22 protein-coding genes and 3 tRNA genes are annotated in these 20,805 nt (G+C 73.0%); 14 read left to right on the forward strand and 11 right to left on the reverse strand.

Annotated elements, in window-relative coordinates; genetic code table 11:
- The first annotated feature begins 291 nt into the window (after window positions 1-291).
- The 3 genes from AB0M28_RS34310 to AB0M28_RS34320 all read left to right on the forward strand — a co-directional run bounded on the left by AB0M28_RS34310 (window position 292) and on the right by AB0M28_RS34320 (window position 2,343).
- Window positions 292-816 carry a 2'-5' RNA ligase family protein gene (locus AB0M28_RS34310; protein WP_365413639.1) on the forward strand — a complete coding sequence of 175 codons (525 nt, stop codon included), beginning with the start codon at window positions 292-294 and terminating at the stop codon, window positions 814-816.
- On the forward strand, window positions 816-1,259 hold the full coding sequence (locus AB0M28_RS34315; protein WP_365413641.1) for an SRPBCC family protein: 444 nt from the start codon (window positions 816-818) through the stop codon (window positions 1,257-1,259). Before AB0M28_RS34310 ends, AB0M28_RS34315 begins: the two co-directional genes overlap by 1 nt.
- 508 nt (window positions 1,260-1,767) lie before the next feature.
- Window positions 1,768-2,343, forward strand: coding sequence for a M23 family metallopeptidase (locus AB0M28_RS34320; RefSeq protein WP_365413643.1), 576 nt, complete (start codon window positions 1,768-1,770; stop codon window positions 2,341-2,343).
- 103 nt (window positions 2,344-2,446) lie between these two features.
- Here the strand turns inward: AB0M28_RS34320 and AB0M28_RS34325 are convergent, their stop codons facing one another.
- Window positions 2,447-3,007, reverse strand: coding sequence for a helix-turn-helix domain-containing protein (locus AB0M28_RS34325; protein WP_365413645.1), 561 nt, complete (start codon window positions 3,005-3,007; stop codon window positions 2,447-2,449).
- Between the two features lie 106 nt (window positions 3,008-3,113).
- Between AB0M28_RS34325 and AB0M28_RS34330 the strand changes: the two genes are divergently transcribed.
- Complete coding sequence (locus AB0M28_RS34330; RefSeq protein ID WP_365413647.1) at window positions 3,114-4,700, forward strand: MDR family MFS transporter; 1,587 nt, start codon at window positions 3,114-3,116, stop codon at window positions 4,698-4,700.
- Window positions 4,701-4,817: 117 nt separating this feature from the next.
- Here AB0M28_RS34330 and AB0M28_RS34335 read toward each other — a convergent pair whose 3' ends face one another.
- Window positions 4,818-5,006, reverse strand: coding sequence for a hypothetical protein (locus AB0M28_RS34335; RefSeq protein ID WP_365413649.1), 189 nt, complete (start codon window positions 5,004-5,006; stop codon window positions 4,818-4,820).
- 134 nt (window positions 5,007-5,140) lie between these two features.
- Window positions 5,141-5,701: a YcxB family protein gene (locus AB0M28_RS34340; RefSeq protein WP_365413651.1), complete on the reverse strand. Its 561-nt coding sequence runs from the start codon at window positions 5,699-5,701 to the stop codon at window positions 5,141-5,143.
- A gap of 184 nt (window positions 5,702-5,885) precedes the next feature.
- Between AB0M28_RS34340 and AB0M28_RS34345 the strand changes: the two genes are divergently transcribed.
- The 3 genes from AB0M28_RS34345 to AB0M28_RS34355 all read left to right on the forward strand — a co-directional run bounded on the left by AB0M28_RS34345 (window position 5,886) and on the right by AB0M28_RS34355 (window position 7,426).
- The gene (locus tag AB0M28_RS34345; RefSeq protein ID WP_365413678.1) at window positions 5,886-6,308 is read left to right on the forward strand and encodes a helix-turn-helix transcriptional regulator; all 423 of its coding nucleotides are present in this window, start codon (window positions 5,886-5,888) and stop codon (window positions 6,306-6,308) included.
- 97 nt (window positions 6,309-6,405) lie between these two features.
- Complete coding sequence (locus tag AB0M28_RS34350) at window positions 6,406-6,879, forward strand: DUF6234 family protein (RefSeq protein ID WP_365413653.1); 474 nt, start codon at window positions 6,406-6,408, stop codon at window positions 6,877-6,879.
- Window positions 6,880-6,985: 106 nt separating this feature from the next.
- Window positions 6,986-7,426, forward strand: coding sequence for a VOC family protein (locus tag AB0M28_RS34355; protein WP_365413655.1), 441 nt, complete (start codon window positions 6,986-6,988; stop codon window positions 7,424-7,426).
- A 7-nt stretch (window positions 7,427-7,433) separates the two neighbouring features.
- Here AB0M28_RS34355 and AB0M28_RS34360 read toward each other — a convergent pair whose 3' ends face one another.
- The 7 genes from AB0M28_RS34360 to AB0M28_RS34390 form a co-directional block, all read right to left on the reverse strand.
- Entirely contained in the window at window positions 7,434-7,979 is a 546-nt protein-coding gene (locus AB0M28_RS34360) for a GNAT family N-acetyltransferase (protein ID WP_365413657.1), read from the reverse strand.
- Between the two features lie 103 nt (window positions 7,980-8,082).
- Entirely contained in the window at window positions 8,083-9,018 is a 936-nt protein-coding gene (locus AB0M28_RS34365) for an A/G-specific adenine glycosylase (protein WP_365413658.1), read from the reverse strand.
- Between the two features lie 86 nt (window positions 9,019-9,104).
- Window positions 9,105-9,177, reverse strand: a tRNA-Gly gene (locus AB0M28_RS34370).
- Between the two features lie 42 nt (window positions 9,178-9,219).
- Window positions 9,220-9,292 (reverse strand) — tRNA-Gly (locus AB0M28_RS34375).
- A 78-nt stretch (window positions 9,293-9,370) separates the two neighbouring features.
- Window positions 9,371-9,442: transfer RNA gene (locus AB0M28_RS34380), tRNA-Gly, on the reverse strand.
- Window positions 9,443-9,514: 72 nt separating this feature from the next.
- A complete protein-coding gene (locus AB0M28_RS34385) occupies window positions 9,515-10,129 on the reverse strand; it encodes a response regulator transcription factor (protein ID WP_365413660.1) in 615 nt (204 codons plus the stop codon).
- A 25-nt stretch (window positions 10,130-10,154) separates the two neighbouring features.
- On the reverse strand, window positions 10,155-11,222 hold the full coding sequence (locus AB0M28_RS34390) for a sensor histidine kinase (RefSeq protein WP_365413662.1): 1,068 nt from the start codon (window positions 11,220-11,222) through the stop codon (window positions 10,155-10,157).
- A 247-nt stretch (window positions 11,223-11,469) separates the two neighbouring features.
- Here AB0M28_RS34390 and AB0M28_RS34395 point away from each other — a divergent pair, with 247 nt between their 5' ends.
- Entirely contained in the window at window positions 11,470-12,714 is a 1,245-nt protein-coding gene (locus AB0M28_RS34395) for a tannase/feruloyl esterase family alpha/beta hydrolase (RefSeq protein WP_365413664.1), read from the forward strand.
- Here the strand turns inward: AB0M28_RS34395 and AB0M28_RS34400 are convergent.
- Window positions 12,687-13,004 (reverse strand): Lsr2 family protein, encoded by a 318-nt coding sequence (locus AB0M28_RS34400; protein WP_365413666.1) that lies wholly within the window; start codon window positions 13,002-13,004, stop codon window positions 12,687-12,689. The two genes, AB0M28_RS34395 and AB0M28_RS34400, sit on opposite strands and share 28 nt — an antisense overlap.
- Window positions 13,005-13,232: 228 nt before the next feature.
- On the opposite strand from AB0M28_RS34400, the gene purS reads away from it, so the two are divergent.
- From purS to AB0M28_RS34430, 6 genes are all read left to right on the forward strand, one after another.
- A complete protein-coding gene (gene purS / locus AB0M28_RS34405) occupies window positions 13,233-13,487 on the forward strand; it encodes a phosphoribosylformylglycinamidine synthase subunit PurS (RefSeq protein WP_323378382.1) in 255 nt (84 codons plus the stop codon).
- Entirely contained in the window at window positions 13,484-14,161 is a 678-nt protein-coding gene (purQ, locus tag AB0M28_RS34410; RefSeq protein WP_365413668.1) for a phosphoribosylformylglycinamidine synthase subunit PurQ, read from the forward strand. Before purS ends, purQ begins: the two co-directional genes overlap by 4 nt.
- Window positions 14,161-16,410, forward strand: coding sequence for a phosphoribosylformylglycinamidine synthase subunit PurL (gene purL, locus AB0M28_RS34415; protein ID WP_365413670.1), 2,250 nt, complete (start codon window positions 14,161-14,163; stop codon window positions 16,408-16,410). The genes purQ and purL overlap by 1 nt, the downstream gene beginning before the upstream one ends.
- Window positions 16,411-16,528: 118 nt before the next feature.
- Entirely contained in the window at window positions 16,529-18,298 is a 1,770-nt protein-coding gene (locus AB0M28_RS34420) for a hypothetical protein (RefSeq protein WP_365413672.1), read from the forward strand.
- A gap of 95 nt (window positions 18,299-18,393) precedes the next feature.
- The gene (locus AB0M28_RS34425; RefSeq protein WP_365413674.1) at window positions 18,394-19,836 is read left to right on the forward strand and encodes a hypothetical protein; all 1,443 of its coding nucleotides are present in this window, start codon (window positions 18,394-18,396) and stop codon (window positions 19,834-19,836) included.
- A gap of 10 nt (window positions 19,837-19,846) precedes the next feature.
- Window positions 19,847-20,683: a sterol carrier family protein gene (locus AB0M28_RS34430; RefSeq protein ID WP_365413676.1), complete on the forward strand. Its 837-nt coding sequence runs from the start codon at window positions 19,847-19,849 to the stop codon at window positions 20,681-20,683.
- The last annotated feature ends 122 nt before the right edge of the window (window positions 20,684-20,805 follow it).

Below are 20,805 nucleotides of genomic sequence, written 5' to 3' on the forward strand. Positions count from 1 at the left end.
GCGGAGCGCCGAGTCGCGCCGCAGGCGCCTGCGGGACCGGACGCATCCGAGCGTGGCCGCAGCACCATCCCAGCCCGTCCGGCGTTTGAGGACGAGGCGCGCAGCGCCGACCGCGTCAGCCGGCGCAAGGCGACCTCCAGCCCGTCCGGCGTCTGAAGACTCCGGCCGAAGGCCGGATGCGCGGCAGCCGGCGCGAACCGCAACCCGCCCGCCGGGGCGCCGCCCCGAGCCGCCCCGCCAGGGCATAGCCTGGCGCCGCGGCACGAGCCGCAGACGCGAAAGGGAGCACGGATGACCGCGTGGCCCGACGTGTCCGGCGACACGGCGCTGAGCATCCGCGTCCCGCACGCCGACGCGCTCGTACGGACCGGGATCCCCGCGCACGTCACCGTGCTCTATCCCTTTCTGCACGAGAGCCGGCTCACCACCCCCGTACACGCCGAGCTCGCCGCGCTGCTGCGCACGCACGACGCGTTCGACCTGACGTTCGCCGAGTTCACCCGCTATCCCGGCGTCCTGTGCCTCGACCCCTGGCCCGCCGACCCCGTCCGCGCGCTCACGAAGGCGCTGCGCGACCGCTGGCCGCAGGCCGTCCCGTACCGCGGGATCTTCGGCGACGAAGGACTCGCCCCGCACCTCACCGTCGCCAACCACGAGGGCCCCGACACCTGGGAGGCGGCCTACACCGCCCTCGAGGCCGAGCTGGCCCCGCGGCTCCCGGTCACGGCCGCGGTGACGCACGTCGACCTCATCGTCTGGGACGGTACGGCCTGGCATCCCGTCCAGTCCCTCCCCCTACGCCGCCCGGAGCCCTGATGGCCCTCTTCCGCGTCGAACGGCACCCCGCCCTCCCCGCCGCCGATGCCTGGCACCGGGTCACCGACTGGGAGCGGCACGCCGTGGGGATCCCGCTGACCCGCGTCTCACTGCAGCCCGGGGCCCCGGCAGGGCAGGGCGGCCGCTTCACCGCCCGCACGGGCTGGCGGCGGCTCGGCTTCGACGATCCGATGGAGATCACCGTCTGGCGACCCCCTGCCGGGCCCGGCGAGCCCGGACTGTGCCGGCTGGAGAAGCGCGGCCGCTGGGTGCGGGGGTGGGCCGAGATCGAGGTGTACGAGGAGGGGGCGGGCGTCTCCCGCGTCGTCTGGCGCGAGGAGCTGCGGCCGTACGGGCTGCCCAGAGCCCTGGATCCCCTGCTCGCCGCGGCGGCCCGGCGGGTCTTCGGCCGGGCCCTGGCCCGGCTCCTGCGCGCCGCCTGAGCGCTGCCTGAGCGTGGCCGGGAGCCGCGGCCGGGAGCCAGGCCCGGGGCCGGGCCCGGGTACAAGGTCCCGGCGCGGGGGATAAAAGTCCCTCGCGAAGCGGTGAAAGTCCCGTCGGAGTCCGGTTTCTCCTTATCCCCGTGTGGGCTCGACCACGGCCGAAATCGCTCTACTACACGCATTAGGATCAGGAATGGACTAAAGGCCGGGACTTTCGTCCCGGACCGCCCGGGGCATTCGGCAGGGGACTGCCTGGGACGTTCGGTCGGGCCGCCTCCTTCCCTTGCCGCGCAAGGGGTACACGCTCATCACCCCCAGTTCCAAAGCGCCCGCGACCCCCTCCGCGGCCCCGTTTCCAGCCCCCGCAAGGGGTCGAAATGCCTGTCCGGCGTCTACGGTCGGTCGTAGTAATTGCCACCCTTGAAACCAAACTCCAATCCGGGTTACCAATGTTGTGCGAGTTCGGAACGCAGCCGGGCTCAACGCAATCCGAAAGGGTAATTCCGAGATGTCGAAGCACGCGAAGTTCTCCGCCCGTACCGCCAAGCGCGCCGGTGCCCTCGTGGCCGGTGCCGGTGTCCTCGCCCTCGCGGGTGGCGGCGTGGCGAGCGCGGCGAGCGCGGCGGGTGTCGCCGAGGCGTCGAAGACTGCCAAGCCTGCCGCCGGCGCCAAGTCCTGGGTCTCCCCGATCAAGGGCAAGTACACCTTCACCGGCAAGTACAACCAGGGCGGTGCCCGCTGGGCCGCCAAGCACTCCGGTCAGGACTTCGCCGTCTCGACCGGCACCAAGGTCCACTCCGTGCACGGCGGCACCGTCGTCGAGGCCGGCTGGGGCGGCGCGTACGGCAACAACATCGTCGTCAAGCACAAGAACGGCCTGTACTCCCAGTACGCCCACCTGTCGAAGATCAACGTGAAGACCGGCGAGAAGATCAAGACCAGCGAGGTCATAGGCCTGTCCGGCAGCACCGGCAACAGCTCCGGCCCGCACCTGCACTTCGAGATCCGCACCACCCCGTACTACGGCTCCGCCGTGAACCCGGTCAACTTCCTGACCGACAAGGGCGTCAAGCTGCACGGCTGACCCCTCCCCGTACACACGCCGACGCCCCCGGCGAGCCGCTCAAGGCTCTGCCGGGGGCGTCGGCGTGCGTGCGCGCCGCTACCCGCCGTGGTGCGCGCCGCCCCTACGCGCCGTGGTGGGCGGCGACGATCAGCTCCTGCGCCACGGTCAGCACCGCCTTCTGCTTCTCCTCCGGCGTGGCGTCCATGTCCTTCAGGGCGAAGAGTCCGGCGTGGATGGAGAAGAGCGCCGTCGCGCAGCGGACCTGGTCCTCCAGCGACCCGTCCTCGTCCCGCAGCAGGTCCACCATGGCGAACATCCGGTTCTTGAAGGTCTCGCCGAGGCTCAGGTCCTTGATCGTGGCCTGGTTCTCCTGCATGAAGCGGAACAGCGCCGCGGCGCCCTGCAGGGCCTGGCTGTAGCGGGCGAGCAGCTCCTTCTTCATCTCCAGCGTGCGCGGCTGCCGCTTCCCCCACTCGACCAGCTCGTCCAAGGGGGCCCCGAGGCTCTGGAAGAGCGCCATCAGGATGTCCTCCTTGGTCTTGAAGTGGTAGTACAGGGCCGCCTTCGTCACGTCGAGACGCTCGGCGATCTCCCGCAGGGAGGTCTTCTCGTACCCCTTCTCCGCGAAGAGCTCCAGGGCCACATCCTGGATGCGCTGGCGGGTGTCGCCCCTGCTGGCCATGGTGCACTCCTCGGTCCAACGGTTACTTACTTGACGCCCGGCTAGTTGCCGCGTACCTTCTCCATCGTAGCGAACTAGCCGGGCGGCAAGTAAGTAGGTGGACGGGATGTCTGACACACAGACCACCCAGGCGGAGGGCCTGGAACAACAGGGGACCGCGGACGCGGAGTCCCCGAAGAACATACGCGTGGTCCTGCTGGGCCTGATGATCGCGATGCTGCTCGCGATGCTCGACAACATGATCGTCGGCACCGCGATGCCGACCATCGTCGGCGAGCTGGGCGGCCTCAACCACCTCTCCTGGGTGGTCACGGCGTACACCCTGGCCACGGCCGCCTCCACCCCGCTGTGGGGGAAGTTCGGCGACATGTGGGGCCGCAAGGGCGTCTTCATGCTGTCGATCGTGCTGTTCCTGATCGGCTCCGCGCTCTCCGGCATGGCCCAGGACATGGGCCAGCTGATCGCGTTCCGCGGTGTCCAGGGTCTGGGCGCCGGCGGTCTGATCGTCGGCGTGATGGCGATCATCGGCGATCTGGTGCCGCCGCGGGAGCGGGGCAAGTACCAGGGCATGATGGCCGCGGTCATGGCCATCGCGATGATCGGCGGCCCGCTGGTCGGCGGTTCCATCACCGACCACCTGGGCTGGCGCTGGGCGTTCTACATCAACCTGCCGCTGGGCGCGGTGGCGCTCTTCGTGATCTCCGCGGTGCTGCACCTGCCGAAGAAGCGGACGAAGGCCAGGGTCGACTATCTGGGCGCGGCGCTGCTGACGGCCGGTATCACCTCGCTGGTGCTGGTCACCTCGTGGGGCGGTACGGAGTACGACTGGGGCTCGGGGCAGATCATCGGGCTGTCGGTGGCCGGCGCGGCGGCGCTGGGGCTCTTCCTGTGGGTCGAGACCAAGGTGGCCGAGCCGATCATCCCGCTGCGGATCTTCCGTAACAGCAACTTCTCGCTGATGAACGTCATCGGCTTCCTGGTCGGCTTCTCGATGTTCGGCGCGATCACGTTCCTGCCGCTGTACCAGCAGAGCGTGCAGGAGGCGTCGGCGACCAACTCCGGTCTGCTGCTCCTGCCGATGCTGCTGTCGATGATGGTCGTCTCGCTCTTCGCGGGCCGCTACACGACGCAGACCGGCAAGTACAAGGTCTTCCCGATCGTCGGCGGCGCGCTGATGGTGGTGGGCCTGTACCTGCTGTCCACGATGGACACCGACACCTCGCGGTTCACCTCCGGTGTGTACATGGCCCTGCTCGGCGCCGGCATGGGCTTCCTGATGCAGATCACGATGCTCGTGGCGCAGAACAGCGTGGAGATGCGGGACATGGGCTCCGGCTCGTCCACGGTCACGCTGACGCGGACCATCGGCGGCTCCTTCGGCGTCTCGCTGATGGGCTCCCTGTTCAGCAGCCAGGTCTCCGACACCATGGCCGACCGGGCCGGGGAGGCGGGCTCGAAGCTCACCGGCAGCAACGCGCAGCTGACCCCGGAGTCGCTGGCCAAGCTGCCTGCGGGCCTGAAGGACGCGTACTTCCACGCGGTGTCCAACGGCACGCACCAGGTCTTCCTGTGGGGCGCGGTGCTCGCGGTGCTGGCCTTCGCGGCGGCGTGGCTCGTCAAGGAGATCCCGCTGCGCGGCGCGGGCCCGGAGGCGGCCAAGGCGGACGCGGTCCCGGCTGCCGTCGCCGAGTAACCCGCCGCCGCCCGGCGACCGGCCCCCTCGCGGGGCCGGACCCGCCACCTCGGACAGGGCCGCCCGTCATCTCCTGTAGCGGAGAGGTGCCGGGCGGCCCTCCGGCGTTTCCGCGCGCTAGCGGTACCAGTCACCCTTCTCCCGCAGAGCGCGCTCCAGGTACTGCTCCAGGCTGTACTCCGCCAGGTAGCGGCCGTCGGTCTCGTGGTCCCAGACGAAGACCTCGTCGCGTTCGGGCGTACGGACGAAGGCGAACTGGTCGCCGCCTCCGTTGTCGCCGAAGAACATCAGCGGCTCGAACGGCATGTACAGCCCCGGGAAATCGGCTGACGCGCGGAACTCCGCGTTGTCCCGCGCGATCCGCGCCGCGGGCCAGACGACGTCGAGGCCGTCGTGGACGACGCCGTCGCACTCGCGCAGCAGCGCCGCGAGACGGCTTGCTACAGCCGGGCGGTGCGGCGGCGTTCCGGGAGGAAGGTGAGGTGCTGGTCCAGGTACGCGCGGATCTGGTCGGCCTCGCCGGTGGCCAGTTCGTGCTTCGGGAAGATGATCAGCGGTGCCGTCCCCGACAGCTTGCGGTGCAGCACGATGAACTGCTGCGCGGTTTCGAGGTAGTGCGTGTACGCGTCCCACTCGGCGGCGCCCTCGGTCGACGCCGTACGCCAGCTCACCCCGCCCTCGTCGACCCGCACCCGCCACTCCCCGAGCCGGACGGCGGCCCGCCCGCTGCCGAGCAGCCACCGCCGCAGCGGTGCCGCGCTCCGGCGCCCGCGTACGACGTAGCACCCGCCGCCGACGGCCACGGCCGCCGCGTACCACCACGGGGACTGCAGGGTGTACGCCATGACCGCCCCACCCCAGGCGGCCCCGGTCGCCACGGCCCCGGCGACCTTGTCGGGCTTCCGTCGCCGCTGTATCGCCCGCAGCGCGCGCCGGAAGTCGCCCAGGGAGGGGACGGCGCGTATCTCGATCACCGGCGAGCCGGGCATGACCTCCGACATTGCTCTCCCCGCTCCCCTTCGGATCCGATGCCAGTGGCGTCCCGCGCAGAACGTGGGTCCGGCGCGCGGCAGGGCGTGATGCTACCGGGACACCGGGACCGGACCGCCGGCGCCCGCCCGGGCGTGCCACGATCGGGAGGTGCACTCCTCCGACCTGCGGCAGTTGCGGCTCGCCAAGGACGCCATGGACCGGGACTGGGCCGATCCGGGGCTGGACCTCGACGCCGTCGCCGCGCACGCCGGGTACAGCCGGTATCACTTCGTACGGGTGTTCAAGGCGGCGTACGGGGAGACGCCCGGCAGGTATCTGAGCCGGCGGCGGATCGAGCGGGCGCGGGAGCTGCTGCGGACCTGCGATCTCAGCGTCACGGAGATCTGCCACGCGGTGGGCTTCGCCGCCCTGGGGACCTTCTCCTCCCGCTTCAAGCGGGAGACGGGGCTGACGCCGGGGGAGTACCGCCGCGAGAACGTCGGCCGCGGCGCCGCCCTGATCCCCGGCTGCTTCGCCCTGCTGTGGACGGGCGGCTTCGAGCCCCGCCGGGGCGAGGCGTCCGCGGGCGGTACCCCCGCCGGAGCTGATCCGGCGGACCGCGCCGACGGGCCGTGACGGCCACGCCCTCGGAAGGGCTCCTTCCCGGCACCGGTCGGTATCGGTGCGGTGACGTGCCCGTCCGGGCGCTCAACCACCGTGCCACCGTGCGGGTATGCACCCTCCCGCCGTCGGTCCGCCCCCGCGCGGGCACTACCGCGTCGGCTGGCTCGGGGACGGCTTCCTCGCCCTGCTGACACTGGCCGCGAACCTGGCCGTGTTCCTGGTGTTCTCGCTCAGCCGGGCCTTCTCCGGGTTCGGCTCCGGCCGGCCGTGCGATTCCGAGGATCCGGAGTGCCCCGAGGTGCCTTCCGTGGACTGGTCCCCGGTGGTCACGATCAGCGTGCTCGCGCTGTGCGCGGTGCTTGCCGCCGTGGCCCTGTGGCGTCACGGGCCCCGGCTCACCTCGACCGCCCAGAGCCTGGGGGCTCTGATCCTCTGCTTCACCGCGCTGCATGCGGGCATCGGCGAATGGGAGCGGGCACACCCCCGGCCCGACCCCGCACCGACCGCCCCGTCCGGATCGCGCTGCGTCTGCCACAGCGCGGGCGGCAGCTGCCGGGGCGACTGCGGTGGCGAGGGCGGTTGATCCGCACGGGGCGCGGCCGGACACCGCAATCGTGAAGAAGCCGGAGCCCCTTCCTCCTGCCTACGTTGGGAGCACACATCCGGCGTACCCCTCATCGGAGCAGGAAATGATCACCCATCTCGCGATCACCACCGTCTGGACCACCGACCAGGACCGGTCTCTGAAGTTCTTCACCGAGAAGCTCGGGTTCGACGTCATCAGCGACGTCACCATGGGCGAGGGCGGTATGCGCTGGGTCACCGTCGGCGTGCCCGGGAAGCCGGAGCTGGAGATGGCGCTGATGCGCACCGACGGGTCCGGGCTGGACCCGGAGTCCGCCGAGGCGCTGACCAAGCTCGTCGACAAGGGAGTGCTGGGCGCCGGGGCGTTCCACACGGACGACTGCCGCAGGACCTACGAGGAACTGAAGGCCAAGGGCGTGGAGTTCCTCCAGGAGCCCGCGGAGCGGCCGTACGGCGTCGAGGCGATCTTCCGCGACGACAGCGGGAACTGGTACTCGCTCAACCAGCGCCGCGACGAGCTCGACCTCAGCAAGGGCTGGGACTGACAGCCGCTCAGCCGCCCGCCGTCCCCGGGGACCACAGGCCGAACCACTGCTCGGCGTCGAACGCCTCGAACCGCTCCACCTCGGTGAACCCCAGCCTCGCCGCGAGGCGCATCGAGGAGGCGTTGGCGGTCTGGGTGCGGAGCACCACCCCCTCGCCGGGGTACACGCCGGCGATCCAGTCGAGGGCCGCGGTGCACGCCTCGGCGGCGTAGCCCTGTCCCCACGCGTGCGGCAGGAACAGGTAGCCGAGCTCCGTCCTCCCGAGGTCCGGGCGGATGTGCCCCGGACGCTCCGCGTGCGGATCGAGCAGGACCGTGCCGATCATGGCCCCGCCGAGCTCGACCACGAACGAGCCGGGGCGGCTCCCGGGGACCTCGGGCACCTCGCGCTCGAGTTCGTCGCGCGGCCGGCCGCCGCCGAGATAGGTGTTCACCTCCGCCGAGGCGAGCATCTCGATGAACGCCGGACGGTCGCGTGCCTCCGACGCGCGGAGCACGAGCCGTTCGGTGCGTATCGGGGCGGGTGGCCAGGTGACGGTTGCGTGATCGTTCATGGCGGGCAAGCTATCGCACGGCTGTGCGGAAGATCCGTGAGAAAGGCCGTGCGGAAGACCCGCGAGAAAAGCCGTACGGAAGATCCGTGAGAAAAGACGACCTCTACGCCGCCGCCGGCCCCTGCGGCAGCCGGTACATCCCGCCCGCCAGCGGTTCCACCAGCCCGTCCGCCACCAGCCCGTCCAGTGCCCGCGCCCGCTGGACGGGCTCGTGCCACGCGGTGTCCAGCTCCGCCTGTGCGACCGGATCCGGCGACTCCCGCAGTACGGCCAGCAGCCGGCCCCGTACCTGGCGGTCCGTGCCCGCGTACGTCTGGCCGCGGCGGGGCGGGCCGTCGTACGCCGGGGAGCCCGACAGCCGCCAGGCGCACGACGCCGCGATCGGGCAGCCCGTGCAGTCCGGGGTGGACGCCTTGCAGACGAGCGCCCCGAGTTCCATCGTCGCCGCCGCCCAGCTCGCGGCCCGCTCGTCGGTCTCCGGCAGCAGCTCCCGGGCGATCCGCCGCTCGGCGGCCGTCGTCGCCCCGGGCGGGAACTCCGTACCGGACACCGCCCGCGCGAACACCCGCCGGACGTTCGTGTCGAGCACCGCGTGCCGCTGGCCGTAGGCGAAGGACGCGACCGCCGCCGCGGTGTACTCGCCGATGCCGGGGAGTGCCAGCAGATGCTCGTGGCGCCTGGGGACCGTCCCCGCGTGCCGCTCCTGTATGGCGACCGCCGCCGCGTGCAGCCGCAGCGCCCGGCGCGGATAGCCGAGCCGGCCCCAGGCCCGCACCGCCTCGCCGGGGGAGTCGGCGGCCAGGGCGGCGGGTGTCGGCCAGCGTTCGATCCACTGCTCGTACACCGGCAGCACCCGGTTCACGGGGGTCTGCTGCAGCATGAACTCGCTCACCATCACGCCCCAGGCCCCCGCCTCGGGGTGCCGCCAGGGCAGATCGCGGGCGTTGCCGCCGAACCAGTCGAGCACGGCCTCGTGCAGGGCGGCCGGGTCCACCGGGGTTACGGCGGTGCTCGTCACCGTCGGAGTCGTCGGAGTCATCGCCCCCGATCCTGGCACACGCGGCACGGGGGCCGACGCAACACGAAGGCCCCGGTCGGTCTGACCGGGGCCTTCGGAACAACCAGAGCGGACGACGAGATTCGAACTCGCGACCCTCACCTTGGCAAGGTGATGCTCTACCAACTGAGCCACGTCCGCATGGGTCGTGCGATCGATCCCCCATAAAGGGGACCTGCACCGAGCGGACGACGAGATTCGAACTCGCGACCCTCACCTTGGCAAGGTGATGCTCTACCAACTGAGCCACGTCCGCATGCCTCCGAACGGCTTTCACCATCCGGCGCGACAACTACTGTACCTGATCGTTTGACCAGCTCCAGCCGCTGTTCCGAGCGGGTGACAGGGATCGCACACTGCGCCTCCCCCTTGGAAAGAGGGCGCTCTACTACTGAGCTACACCCGCGTGGGGGGCCTTGTTGCGCCCCCTGGCGTGATCCCGACTCTATCGGATCGACGGGGGCGTGAGTCAAACGGCTTACAACAGGCCGCTGTCGCGGGCGTACAGCGCGGCCTGGGTGCGGTCGCGCAGGCCGAGGCGGGCGAGGATGCGGGAGATGTGGTTCTTGACGGTGCCCTCGCTGAGGTAGAGCCGGGCGGCGATCTCCCTGTTGGACGCCCCGGCGGCGATCTGCCGGAGGACCTCCGTCTCGCGCGGCGTGAGCGGGCCGGGGGCCGCTGTCGGCCCGGCGGCGATGCGGGCGGCGACGGAGGCGTCGAGCTGGGCGACGCCCGCGTGCGCGAGGTGGACGGCGCGGGCCAGGTCGGCGGCGGGGAGGTTCTTCAGCAGATAGCCGGTCGCGCCGGCGCGCAGGGCGCGGGTGACGTACTCGTCGTCGTCGAACGTCGTCAGCATGAGGACCTTCACCCCGGGCAGCCGGCGGCGCAGCGCCTCGGTGGCGGCGACGCCGTCCATGCCGGGCATCCGTACGTCCATCAGGACCACGTCGGGCCGGGCGTCCGGGGCGTTCGCGACGGCCTCCGCGCCGTCGCCGGCGGTGCCCGCCACCTCGATGCCGTCCTGCAGGCCGAGCAGGGCGGCGATGCCCTCGCGCACCAGGTCCTGGTCGTCGACCACGAACACCCTCACCATGGGACGGCCCCCTCCCCGCGCGCTCTCACCACGGCACCGCCACGTCCAGGGTCGTGCCCGAGGCGGAGGTGGCGATGTCGACCGTCCCGCCCGCCGCCCGGACCCGCTCCCGCAGACCCCGCAGCCCGAACCCCTCCGCGGCGCCGCCGAAGCCCCGGCCGTCGTCCGCCACCCGCAGCCGGGCGCCCTGCTCGTCGTACGAGACGTGCACCGCTATCCGCGAGGCGTGGGCGTGCCGGCAGGCGTTGGCCAGGGCCTCCTGGGCGGCGCGGTAGAGCACCAGCGGCGGGCGGTGGCCGGTCCCGGTGACCGTCAGGGTGACCCGGCGGGCCTCCCCGTCCAGCCGCGCCACCAGTTCCGCCAGCTCCGCGCCGGGCTCCGCGTCGCCGCCGGAGCCGAGGGCCCGTACCGACGAGCGGACCTCCTGCAGCGCCTGGCCCGCGGACCAGCGCGCGTCGGCGACCGCCCGGGCGGAGCGGTCCGGGTCGAGCGGGGCGAACGCCTCGGCCGTCTCCAGCTGGACGCCGATCGCCGTCAGATGGTGGCCCAGGCTGTCGTGGATCTCGCGGGCCAGCCGGTTGCGCTCGCGGGCGGCCGACAGCTCCGCGATCCGGTCGCGTGCCTGCCGTTCGCGGACCGCGACCGCCGCCATCGTGGTGGCCAGCACCACGCCCAGGGCGAACATCAGCAGGTCCGAGATGTACGCGGCGCGCGTCCACCACGAGTCGACGGCCGCGGTGAAGACGGCCGCGAGCGCGAGCACGCTGCCGGCGCCCAGCCAGCAGGCGGCCCGGCGGCCGAAGGCGAAGTAGCCGAGGAACGGCACCAGGACGAACAGCACCCGCGACAGCCCCGACACGTCCAGCGCGGCCACCCCGGCGTACGCGGCCGTCCGGGCCGCCAGCGCGGCGGCCGCGGCGCGGGTCCCGGCGGGCGGGGCCGCGCGCAGCTCCCCCAGGACCAGGGCGGCCAGCAGGGCCGCGAACGCCGCGCTGCGCGCGGTGAGGCCGGGGCCGATGCCCGCGTAGTACAGGCCGCCCGCCAGCACCGCGCCGTACAGGACGGGCGGCACCCAGGGGACAGGGTGCGACATACCGCCTCCTTCGGGGATGCCGGGGGCAGCCTATGCGGCGGCGGGGCCCCGGCGGGAGTGCCGGAGGTCATGGGACCTCCGGGCGCGGGGCGGGGGGACGGATCGCACTTCTGGCGGGCGGGGCGCGGTTCCTACGGTCGCAGGGCCGTATCCGGTACGAGGTCCCTCGCGAGGTCCGCGAGGGGATTCGCGACCTGATCAGCGGCCCGATCCGCGATCCGATCCGTTACGAGCCGAAGGAGCCCCCGTGATCCGAGCCGGAGCACTCGTCCCCGCCGTACTGCTGGCGCTGGCCGCCCCCGTGGCGCCGGCCGCCGCCCAGACCCCCGGCTGCCCCGCGGTCCGCGTGCCCGGTGCCGAGTACGCCGTGACGTCCTGCCTGGACGACCTGACGACGGCCGGCACCGTGCCCGGCGGGCACACCGACCCGGCGGACTGGGCGGGGCTGCTCGCCCCCGGCACCGTCACCCCCTCCGGGGTGCCCGGGGTGCAGGTGGACGGCTACTTCCCCGACACCTCCACCTCCACCACCAACACCAACCACGGCTGGCGGCACGACGCCCAGTTCGTCCTGCGGCTGCCGCGGGACTGGAACGGCGGCCTCGTCGTCGCCGGGCCGCCCGGCACGCGCGAGCAGTACGCCAACGATCCGCTCATCGCCGACCAGGTGCTCGCCAAGGGGTACGCCTTCGCCGCCACGGACAAGGGCGGTACGGGCAGCGCCCCGGCCGCCGACGGCGCGCGGCCCGGGGACACCATCGCCGAGTGGCACGAGCGGTTCACCCAGCTCACCCGCGCCGCGAAGGCCGCCCTCACGGGCCATTACGGGCAGGCACCGGCCCGTACCTACGCCGCCGGGCTGTCCGCGGGCGGCTACCTGGTGCGGTGGCAGCTGGAGAACCGTCCGGAGCTGTACACCGGCGGCGTCGACTGGAACGCGCTCGTCTTCACCCCGGACACGAGCCTGCTGACCACGCTGCCGCCCGCCGTACGCGCCTATCCGGCGTACGCCCGCGGCGACGCGGCCGCCCACGCGGCCCTGCTGGCGGCCGGTTATCCGGCGGGCTCCGAGCCCGCCTGGGCCTTCAGCTTCCAGAACCTGTGGACGCCGCTGCTGCACCAGGTCCGCACCGAGCTCGACCCGGCGTACACCGGGGAGGACTCCGCGTACGACTTGAGCACCCGGCCGCCCGCCGTGCGCCGCGCCGTCGCCCGGATCTCGCTCACCGGACGGCTGGCGCGCCCGCTGATCAGCGTCCAGGGCGGCCTCGACGCGCTGACCCCGCCGTCCCGCCACGCGGCGGCGTACGACAGGCTCGTAGACGCGGCGGGCCGCTCCCGGCTGCACCGGACGACCATCGTCCCCGGCGGGGCCCACACCGACGGGCTGGTCCCGCTCTCGCCGGACTTCCGGCCGGTGCTCCCCGCCTTCACGGCGGCGTTCGCCGAGCTCGAGACCCGGACTCAGTGCGCGGCGCTGAACGCCTCGTAGACCCGCTTGGGGATGCGCCCCCGGGCCGGGACGTCGAAGCCGTGGGACGACGCCCACGCGCGCACCGTCGCCGGGTCGGGGGCCACCGCGCTGCGCTTGTAGACGGCGCCGGAGGCCGCCTTCTTGCGGCCGGCCGCGAGATAGGGCTCCAGCGCCTTTCGGAGTTTCTTCGCGTTGGCGACGTTCAGATCGATCTCGTAGGACTTCCCGTCGAGCCCGAAGAGTACGGTCTCGGCGGCCTCCCCGCCGTCGATGTCGTCGGAGAGGGTGACCACTACGCGCTGCGCCACGAAATCGGTCCTTCCGTATGGCTCCGCCTGCATTTTCTTTTCTAACAGGACGGTGAATACATGCCCGCGGTCATGGAATGCGTCCGCGTGTCATGCGGCGCAACGTAACAGGCTTTCCAACAGCAAGGCTAGATATCTACGCGAGTAGATTTTCCTACGGGGTAGGCTGAAGCCGCACCTATGAGCGGGCCATGGCCCGCGGGCCTCAACTCACCACCGGGAGCACCAGTGGCACGCGTCGTAGTCGACGTCATGCTCAAGCCGGAGATCCTCGACCCCCAGGGGCAGGCCGTGCAGCGCGCACTGCCCAGGCTTGGCTTCAAGGGAATCGCCGACGTCCGCCAGGGCAAGCGGTTCGAACTCGAACTCGAGGGGCCGGCCGACGACGCCGCCCTCGCCGAGATCCACAAGATGGCCGAGACGTTCCTGGCCAACACCGTGATCGAGGACTTCACCGTTCGGGTGGAGGACGACGCCCGATGACCGCTCGTATCGGAGTCGTCACCTTTCCGGGATCGCTGGACGACGGCGACGCGCTGCGGGCCGTGAAGCTCGCCGGCGCCGAGCCGGTCTCGCTCTGGCACCGCGACAAGGATCTGCACCAGGTCGACGGAGTCGTCCTCCCCGGCGGCTTCTCCTACGGCGACTATCTGCGCTGCGGCGCCATCGCCCGGTTCTCGCCGGTGATGGAGACGATCATCGAGCAGGCGAAGGCCGGAATGCCGGTCCTCGGAATCTGCAACGGCTTCCAGGTGCTGTGTGAATCACATCTCCTGCCGGGCGCGTTGACGCGCAACGACCATCTGCACTTCATCTGCCGGGACCAGAAGCTGCGTATCGAGAACGCGGACACCGCCTGGACCCGGGATTACGCGCAGGGCCAGGAGATCACCGTTCCGCTGAAGAACGGCGAGGGCGGTTACGTGGCCGACGAGCACACGCTCGACGAACTCGAGGCCGAGGGCCGCGTCGTCGCCCGCTATCTCGACGTCAACCCCAACGGCTCGCGCCGCGACATCGCCGGCATCACCAACGCCGCCGGCAACGTCGTCGGCCTGATGCCGCACCCGGAGCACGCGGTGGAGGCCCTCACCGGCCCGACCACCGAGGGGCTCCCGTTCTTCACCTCCGTACTGAAGCAGCTGGTGAACGCCTGATGTCCCTCGACACCGTCAAGCACGCGGCGGAGACCCCGGACGCGCGGCAGCCCTGGGCCGAACTGGGCCTGAAGGAGAACGAGTACCTGCAGATCCGCGAGATCCTCGGCCGCCGGCCGACGGGCGCGGAGCTGGCCATGTACTCCGTGATGTGGTCCGAGCACTGCTCGTACAAGAGCAGCAAGGTCCATCTGAAGCAGTTCGGCGAGAAGGCCCCCGCCAACGACGCCATGCTCGTCGGCATCGGTGAGCAGGCGGGCGTCGTCGACGTCGGCCAGGGTTACGCCGTGACCTTCAAGGTCGAGTCGCACAACCACCCGTCGTACGTCGAGCCCTACCAGGGCGCGGCCACCGGCATCGGCGGCATCGTGCGCGACATCATCGCGATGGGCGCCCGCCCGGTCGCCGTGATGGACCCGCTGCGCTTCGGCGCCGCGGACCACCCCGACACCAAGCGCGTGCTGCCCGGCGTCGTCGCCGGCATCGGCGGCTACGGCAACTGCCTCGGTCTGCCGAACATCGGCGGCGAGGTCGTCTTCGACGCCTGCTACCAGGGCAACCCGCTGGTCAACGCCCTGTGCGTGGGCGTGATGAAGCACGAGGACATCCACCTCGCCAAGGCGTCCGGCGTCGGCAACAAGGTCGTCCTGTACGGCGCCCGCACCGGCGGCGACGGCATCGGCGGCGCGTCGATCCTCGCCTCGGAGACCTTTGACTCCTCGAAGCCCTCGAAGCGCCCGGCCGTCCAGGTCGGCGACCCGTTCCAGGAGAAGCTCCTCATCGAGTGCACCCTGGAGGCCTTCCGCGAGAAGCTCGTGGTCGGCATCCAGGACCTGGGCGCGGCGGGTCTGTCCTGCGCCACCTCGGAGCTCGCCTCCAACGGCACCGGCGGTATGCGCGTCGAGCTGGACGACGTACCGCTGCGCGACTCCACGCTCTCGCCCGAGGAGATCCTCATGAGCGAGTCGCAGGAGCGCATGTGCGCCGTCGTCGAGCCGGGCAAGGTCGAGGCGTTCCTCGCGATCTGCGAGAAGTGGGACGTCATCGCCACCGTCATCGGCGAGGTCACCGACGGCGACCGGCTGGAGATCTTCTGGCACGGCGAGCAGATCGTCGACGTACCGCCGCGGACCGTCGCCCACGACGGCCCGGTGTACGAGCGGCCGATGGCCCGTCCGTCCTGGCTGGACGAGCTGCAGTCCGACGACGCGAACAAGCTGGCCCGCCCGGCGGACGGCGACGAGCTGCGCGCTCAGGTGCTGCGGCTGGTCGGTTCGCCGAACCAGGCGGACAAGTCGTGGATCACCGCGCAGTACGACAAGTACGTGCTGGGCAACACGGTCCTGGCGCAGCCCGAGGACTCCGGCATGATCCGGATCGACGCCGACACCAACCTCGGCGTCGCCATCTCCACGGACGGCAACGGCCGTTACGCCAAGCTCGACCCGTACGCGGGCGCGCAGCTGGCGCTGGCGGAGTCGTACCGCAACGTGGCCGCGACCGGCGCGAAGCCGCTCGCCGTCACCGACTGCCTCAACTTCCCGTCGCCGGAGGACCCGGCCGGGATGTGGCAGTTCGCCGAGGCGTGCCGCGGGCTCGCGGACGCCTGCCTGGAGCTGGGTACGCCGGTCACAGGCGGCAACGTCTCGCTCTACAACCAGACCGGCGACGCGGCCATCCACCCGACCCCGGTGGTCGGCGTCCTCGGCGTGATCGACGACGTCACCCGCCGTACGCCGATGGCCTTCTCGCAGGAGGGCCAGCTGCTCTACCTCCTCGGCGACACCCGCGAGGAGCTGGGCGGTTCGGCCTGGTCGCAGGTCGTCCACGACCACCTGGGCGGCGTGCCGCCGAAGGTGGACCTGGACCGTGAGCGGCTGCTGGGCGAGATCCTGATCTCGGCCTCCCGCGACGGCATGATCGACGCGGCGCACGACCTGTCCGACGGCGGCCTGGTCCAGGCGGTCGTGGAGTCGTGCCTGAAGGGCGGCCACGGCGCGCGGCTCGTGGTGCCTGACGGGCTGGACCCGTTCGTGTTCCTGTTCTCCGAGTCGCAGGGCCGCGCGGTCGTCGCGGTGCCGCGCTCGGAGGAGCTCCGCTTCACCGACATGTGCGGTGCGCGGGGCCTGCCGGCCACGCGGATCGGCGTGATCGACGGTGCCGAGGTGGAGCTGCAGGGGCAGTTCACGATCCCGCTCGCGGAGCTGCGCGAGACGTGGGAGGCGACGATCCCGGCGCTGTTCGGCTGACGCCCGGACGCTACCGTTGCTGCCCCCGCCGGGCTCTCCGGCGGGGGCAGCGGCGTTGACGAGCGGCTGCGCGCGAGCAGATATGCGCGAGCGGCTCCGTACGAGATGACGAGTCCCCATGAGCAACAGCCCGATACCCCTTCCGCAGACCGCGGTACCGGCCGGGGCGGCCGGCTGGCAGTCGTACGACGCCGCCCGCTGGCGCGCCCTGCGGCCCGCGGCGTGGGCGCATCCGGGCTGGTCGCTGGCGGCGCTGGCGGGGACGGTCGCGGTGGCGATCGCCACCACGCCCGCGGCGGCGGATGTGTGCACGGAGGCCGCGCCGTGTGACGCGGACTGGGTGGGCGCGGGCGTCATGACGCTGCTGCTGGCGCAGATGCTCTGGATCTGGCGGGTGCCCGGCTGGGCGGCGGCGACGCTGCCCGTGTTGGCGCTCGCCTCCCTGTGGGAGGAGGACGCGCCCTTCGCGGCGGATGCCGCGGTCGCGGTGGCGGCGCTCGCCGCCTGCGTCGCCTGCCTGCACCGGCTGGACGTCGCCCGGCGGCAGCAGGCGCTGGCGCTCGAGGCCGCGGGGCCGGCACGGCATCCGCTGCCCGCGCGGGCGATGGGGGTGCGCCGCGGGCGGGTGCAGGGCGTGGCGGGGGCCGTGCTGCTGGCGGCGGCCGCGTGCGCGGCGGTCGCTGGGCTGGCGGGGGTCGCCGCCCAGGATGCGCACGCGGAGCGGGCGACGCGGTTGGGGGCGACGGTCACGGGGTGGGGGACGGAGAGCCTCCGCGTCGACCTTCCGGACGGTGGACGGCGGACCGTGTACGCGGCGTTCCCCGAGGACTACCCCAAGGGGTCCGTGGTGGGGGTCCTGGTGGACGGTTCCTGGGCGCGGCTGGTCGCGGAGCCGTACGACGCGATGGGCTGGCAGCTGCTCGGGCTGGCGGCGGCGGTGCCGGGCGGCTGCCTGCTGGGCGTGGCGCTGACGGGGCGGCGGCGGGCGGCGGAGCTTCGGCGGGGGCCGGTGCCGGTGCTGCGGGTGCTGGCGCGGGACGGGGCCGACGACCTCCGTACCTACGTCTACGCGGCGGACGATACGGAGGGCCGGGCGCCGGTGCTGGCGTGCGCGCTGTGGCCGGCCAGGGAGGTCGGAGCCGAGGCGGACCCCGACGCCGACGACTCGGATGTCGAGCTCCCGGAGCCGACCGGACGTCCGCTGCGCGAGGCGCTGCTGTACGGGGCGCCGGGGGCGGGCGGGGAGATCGTGCTGGTCTCGGGTGACGCGGACGAGCCGGGCGGGGTGCTGGTGGAGTGCACGCACGCGCCTGTGGCGCCGGCGCCGCTGCCGTTCGTTCCGGAGCCGGGCGGGTGGCGGGAGACCAGCTGGGGGGCCGGGTGGATCGAGCGGCTGGTCGGTCTCGCGCTGGCGGTGATCGGGGTGGGGATGGCGCAGCCCTTGGTGGGCGGCTCGGCGAGCTGGGACGACGTGACGTCGGCGGTCGTCGGCTGCGGCATGTTGGCCGTGGCGGCGCGGCAGCTCAACTGGCGGGTGACGGCGGACGCGTCAGGGGTGTCGATCTGCGGGGGCTGGCGGGTACGGCGGGTCCCGTGGGACGCGCTGGCGGCCGTCCGCCCGCCGTCCGCCGAACACGGCGTGACGTTCCTGGTCCGGACGGCGGACGGGACGGAACGCGTGACGCTCACCCAGCTGTACGGCCCGCGCGTGCTCGTCGACCGCCTCCGCACCCGCCCGGCCGCGCTGCGGGCGGTCGACGCGCTCGAGGCGATGCGCACGGACCCGGCCCTGCGGCCGGGGGAGGAGACCCCGGCGGGGGTGCCGGCGGGTCCGGTTCTCGTCGCTTTCGTCGTGCTCGTCTTCGCGCTGCTCGTCGTACTGCCCTGACCCGCGGTCGCCGAGGCCGTTCCGCCCCCCCCCGCGGCGCTCCCGGGGCTGCCGCAGGGGTGTCCGGAGGGTACGTACAGGAGCAGACTGCTGCTGTGGACGGGGGAGTTGCACCTTTGCCGCCGGTGCTCGCGGACGCGGACGCGCCGGCGTGGACGGGGCCGGACGCGGAGCGGTGGCTGCGGGCGGGGCGGGAGCCGCTGTGGGCGGACGCGGAGGCGGGGGTGGTACTCGCGACCGTGGTGGGCGTGATGGTCCTGCTGTCCGCCGGGAACGGGCCGGGCGGGGCCGACTGGGCGGGCATGGCGCTGATGGCGCTGGCCGCGCTGCTGATACTCGAGTGGATCGAGCGCCTGCCCCTCCTCGCCGTCCTGGGGCTGGTGGTGCTGGCCGTGGGGGTGCAGTACCGGCCGGAGGTGCCGGGGTGGTCGCGGGCGGTCGCCGCGCTGGCTGCCGGGTGCGTCTTCGTGGGCTGTGTACGGCGGCTGTGGTGCGGCCGGATGCGGCGGAGGGTGGTGACCGGCGTCGCGGGGGAGCTGCGGCGCGGCATGCCGGAGGGGGCCCGGATCCGGAACGGGTCGGGGCTCGGGTGCCTGCTGATCATGCTGGCGGGGCTGGGGGCCTGGGCGTGGGTCGACGACGGCGCGCTGGACGAGGCGGGTTTCGCGGCGGGGGTGATGACCGCCGTCATCATCCTCGGGTCCCGTCCGCTGATCTGGCGCGTGCGTGCCGTACGGGCGGCAGCGGTGCGCCGGTCAGGCGTGCCGGTGGTGCGGGTGGTCGTCGTGGTGAGCGGAGAGGTCAACGATCGGGAGGCGGACGTCTTCGCCGTGGACGATCTCCGCCGGCCGCTCGTGCGGGGGCGGATCCACGCCGGGAGCGCCGGGCCGCGTGAGGCGCTGTTGTACGGGGTGCCGGGGACAGACGCCGGGTGCGGCCTCGTCTTCCTCGGCGACGAGCGGGCGCCGGGGTGCGTCGTGACCACGCCGCTGTTCGAGGTCCGGTTCGGCGAGCCCGAGCGGTACGAGACTGAGGTGCCGGAGCCGCAGGAAGAACCCGTGCGGTGGGGCCCGGACGTCGTCCAGGTGCTCCAGGGGAGCGTGCTGGTGGCGCTGGCGGCCGGGGCGGTCGCGTGGGCGCCGGTGCAGGGCCAGTGGGGGGCCTCGTCCGTGGCGGTATCTGCGTTGTTCGTGCTCCCCGTCGTGCTTCCGCTGCTGACCTGGCGGATCACCGCGGACCGCACGGGCGTCGAGGTCCGTACGTTGCTGCGATCGCGCCGGATGGCCTGGGAGGAGCTGACGGAGATCCGCGGCGGGCGGTACGGGCTCGTACTCGCCACGGCGCCGCGCTCGCGGGGTGCGTACCTGTTCCGGATTCGGGCCTGGCCCTGGCTCTACCAGGTGCTGCGCGTGCGGCCGTCTCCCCGGGCCGCCGAGGCCGGGCTGCGCGCGATGCACGCCGATCCGGCGCTGCGGCCGGCACGGGACGCGGTTCGTAGGCGGCGGCGCCCCGCCCGCGTTGTCGGTGGCCGGGGCTAGCCTCTGAGCCATGCCGCCCGCAGCCAAGCGCAAGCCGCGCTCGTACGACCCCGCCCGGACCTGGAAGGCGCTCAACGCCCAGCTGGCGCAGGTCACCTCAGCCGCACGGGGTCTCGCCGCGGAGGACCTCGCCGCGCCCTCGGGGCTCCCCGACTGGGACGTGCGACTGCTGCTCGCGCACATCGTGGCGCAGGCCGAGGCGCTGCCCCGGGCACTGGGCGAGGCGCCGCCGCCCGCGGCCCGGGCGCAGGTGGGCCTGAGCCAGTGGGCGCTGTCGGCGGCAGGCGAGTCGGTGCGGCTCGACCAGGACACGAGGGCTGAGGCCGTGCGGATCGCCGGCGAGTTCGGCGGGGACGCCGTCGCCGCGCTGGACGCCGCCGCGGAGCGCCTCGCCGCCTGCGAGGCCGAGGTTCTGCGCCCCGGACGCCTCGTGCCGTGCGCCCTCGGTGCGATGACGGCGTCGGACTACGCCGTCACCCGCGTCGTCGAGCTGGTCGTCCACGCCGACGACCTGGCCCGAGCGACGGGCGCCGACGTGCCGCACGACCGCCAGGCCCTCGCCGCCACCGTCCGCGTCCTCGCCGACGCGCTCGCCGTGAAGGCCCCCGGCGCCTCGGTGGAGGTCCGGATCCCGCCGTACGCGGTGGTGCAGTGCGTCGAGGGTCCCCGCCACACCCGCGGCACCCCGCCGAACGTCGTGGAGACCGACCCGCTCACCTGGCTGCGCCTCGCCACGGGGCGTACGGCGTGGGCCGAGGCCCGCGAGGCGGCCCGGGTGAGCGCGAGCGGCGACCGGGCGGACATCGGAGGGCTGCTGCCGGTCGGATCCGGTATCCCGGCTCCGTGAGCGGGGCGCCGGGGGGGGGGGGGGGGGGGGGCCGGCCCCCCCCCCCCGCCCCCCCCCCCCCCGGCGGGGCCCGCGCCCCCCCCCCGCGGTTTGGCGCCGCGCGCGAGGGGTGGGTGTTTGTT

This window comes from Streptomyces sp. NPDC051940 (assembly GCF_040680895.1).
In the GTDB taxonomy this organism is placed as follows: domain Bacteria; phylum Actinomycetota; class Actinomycetes; order Streptomycetales; family Streptomycetaceae; genus Streptomyces.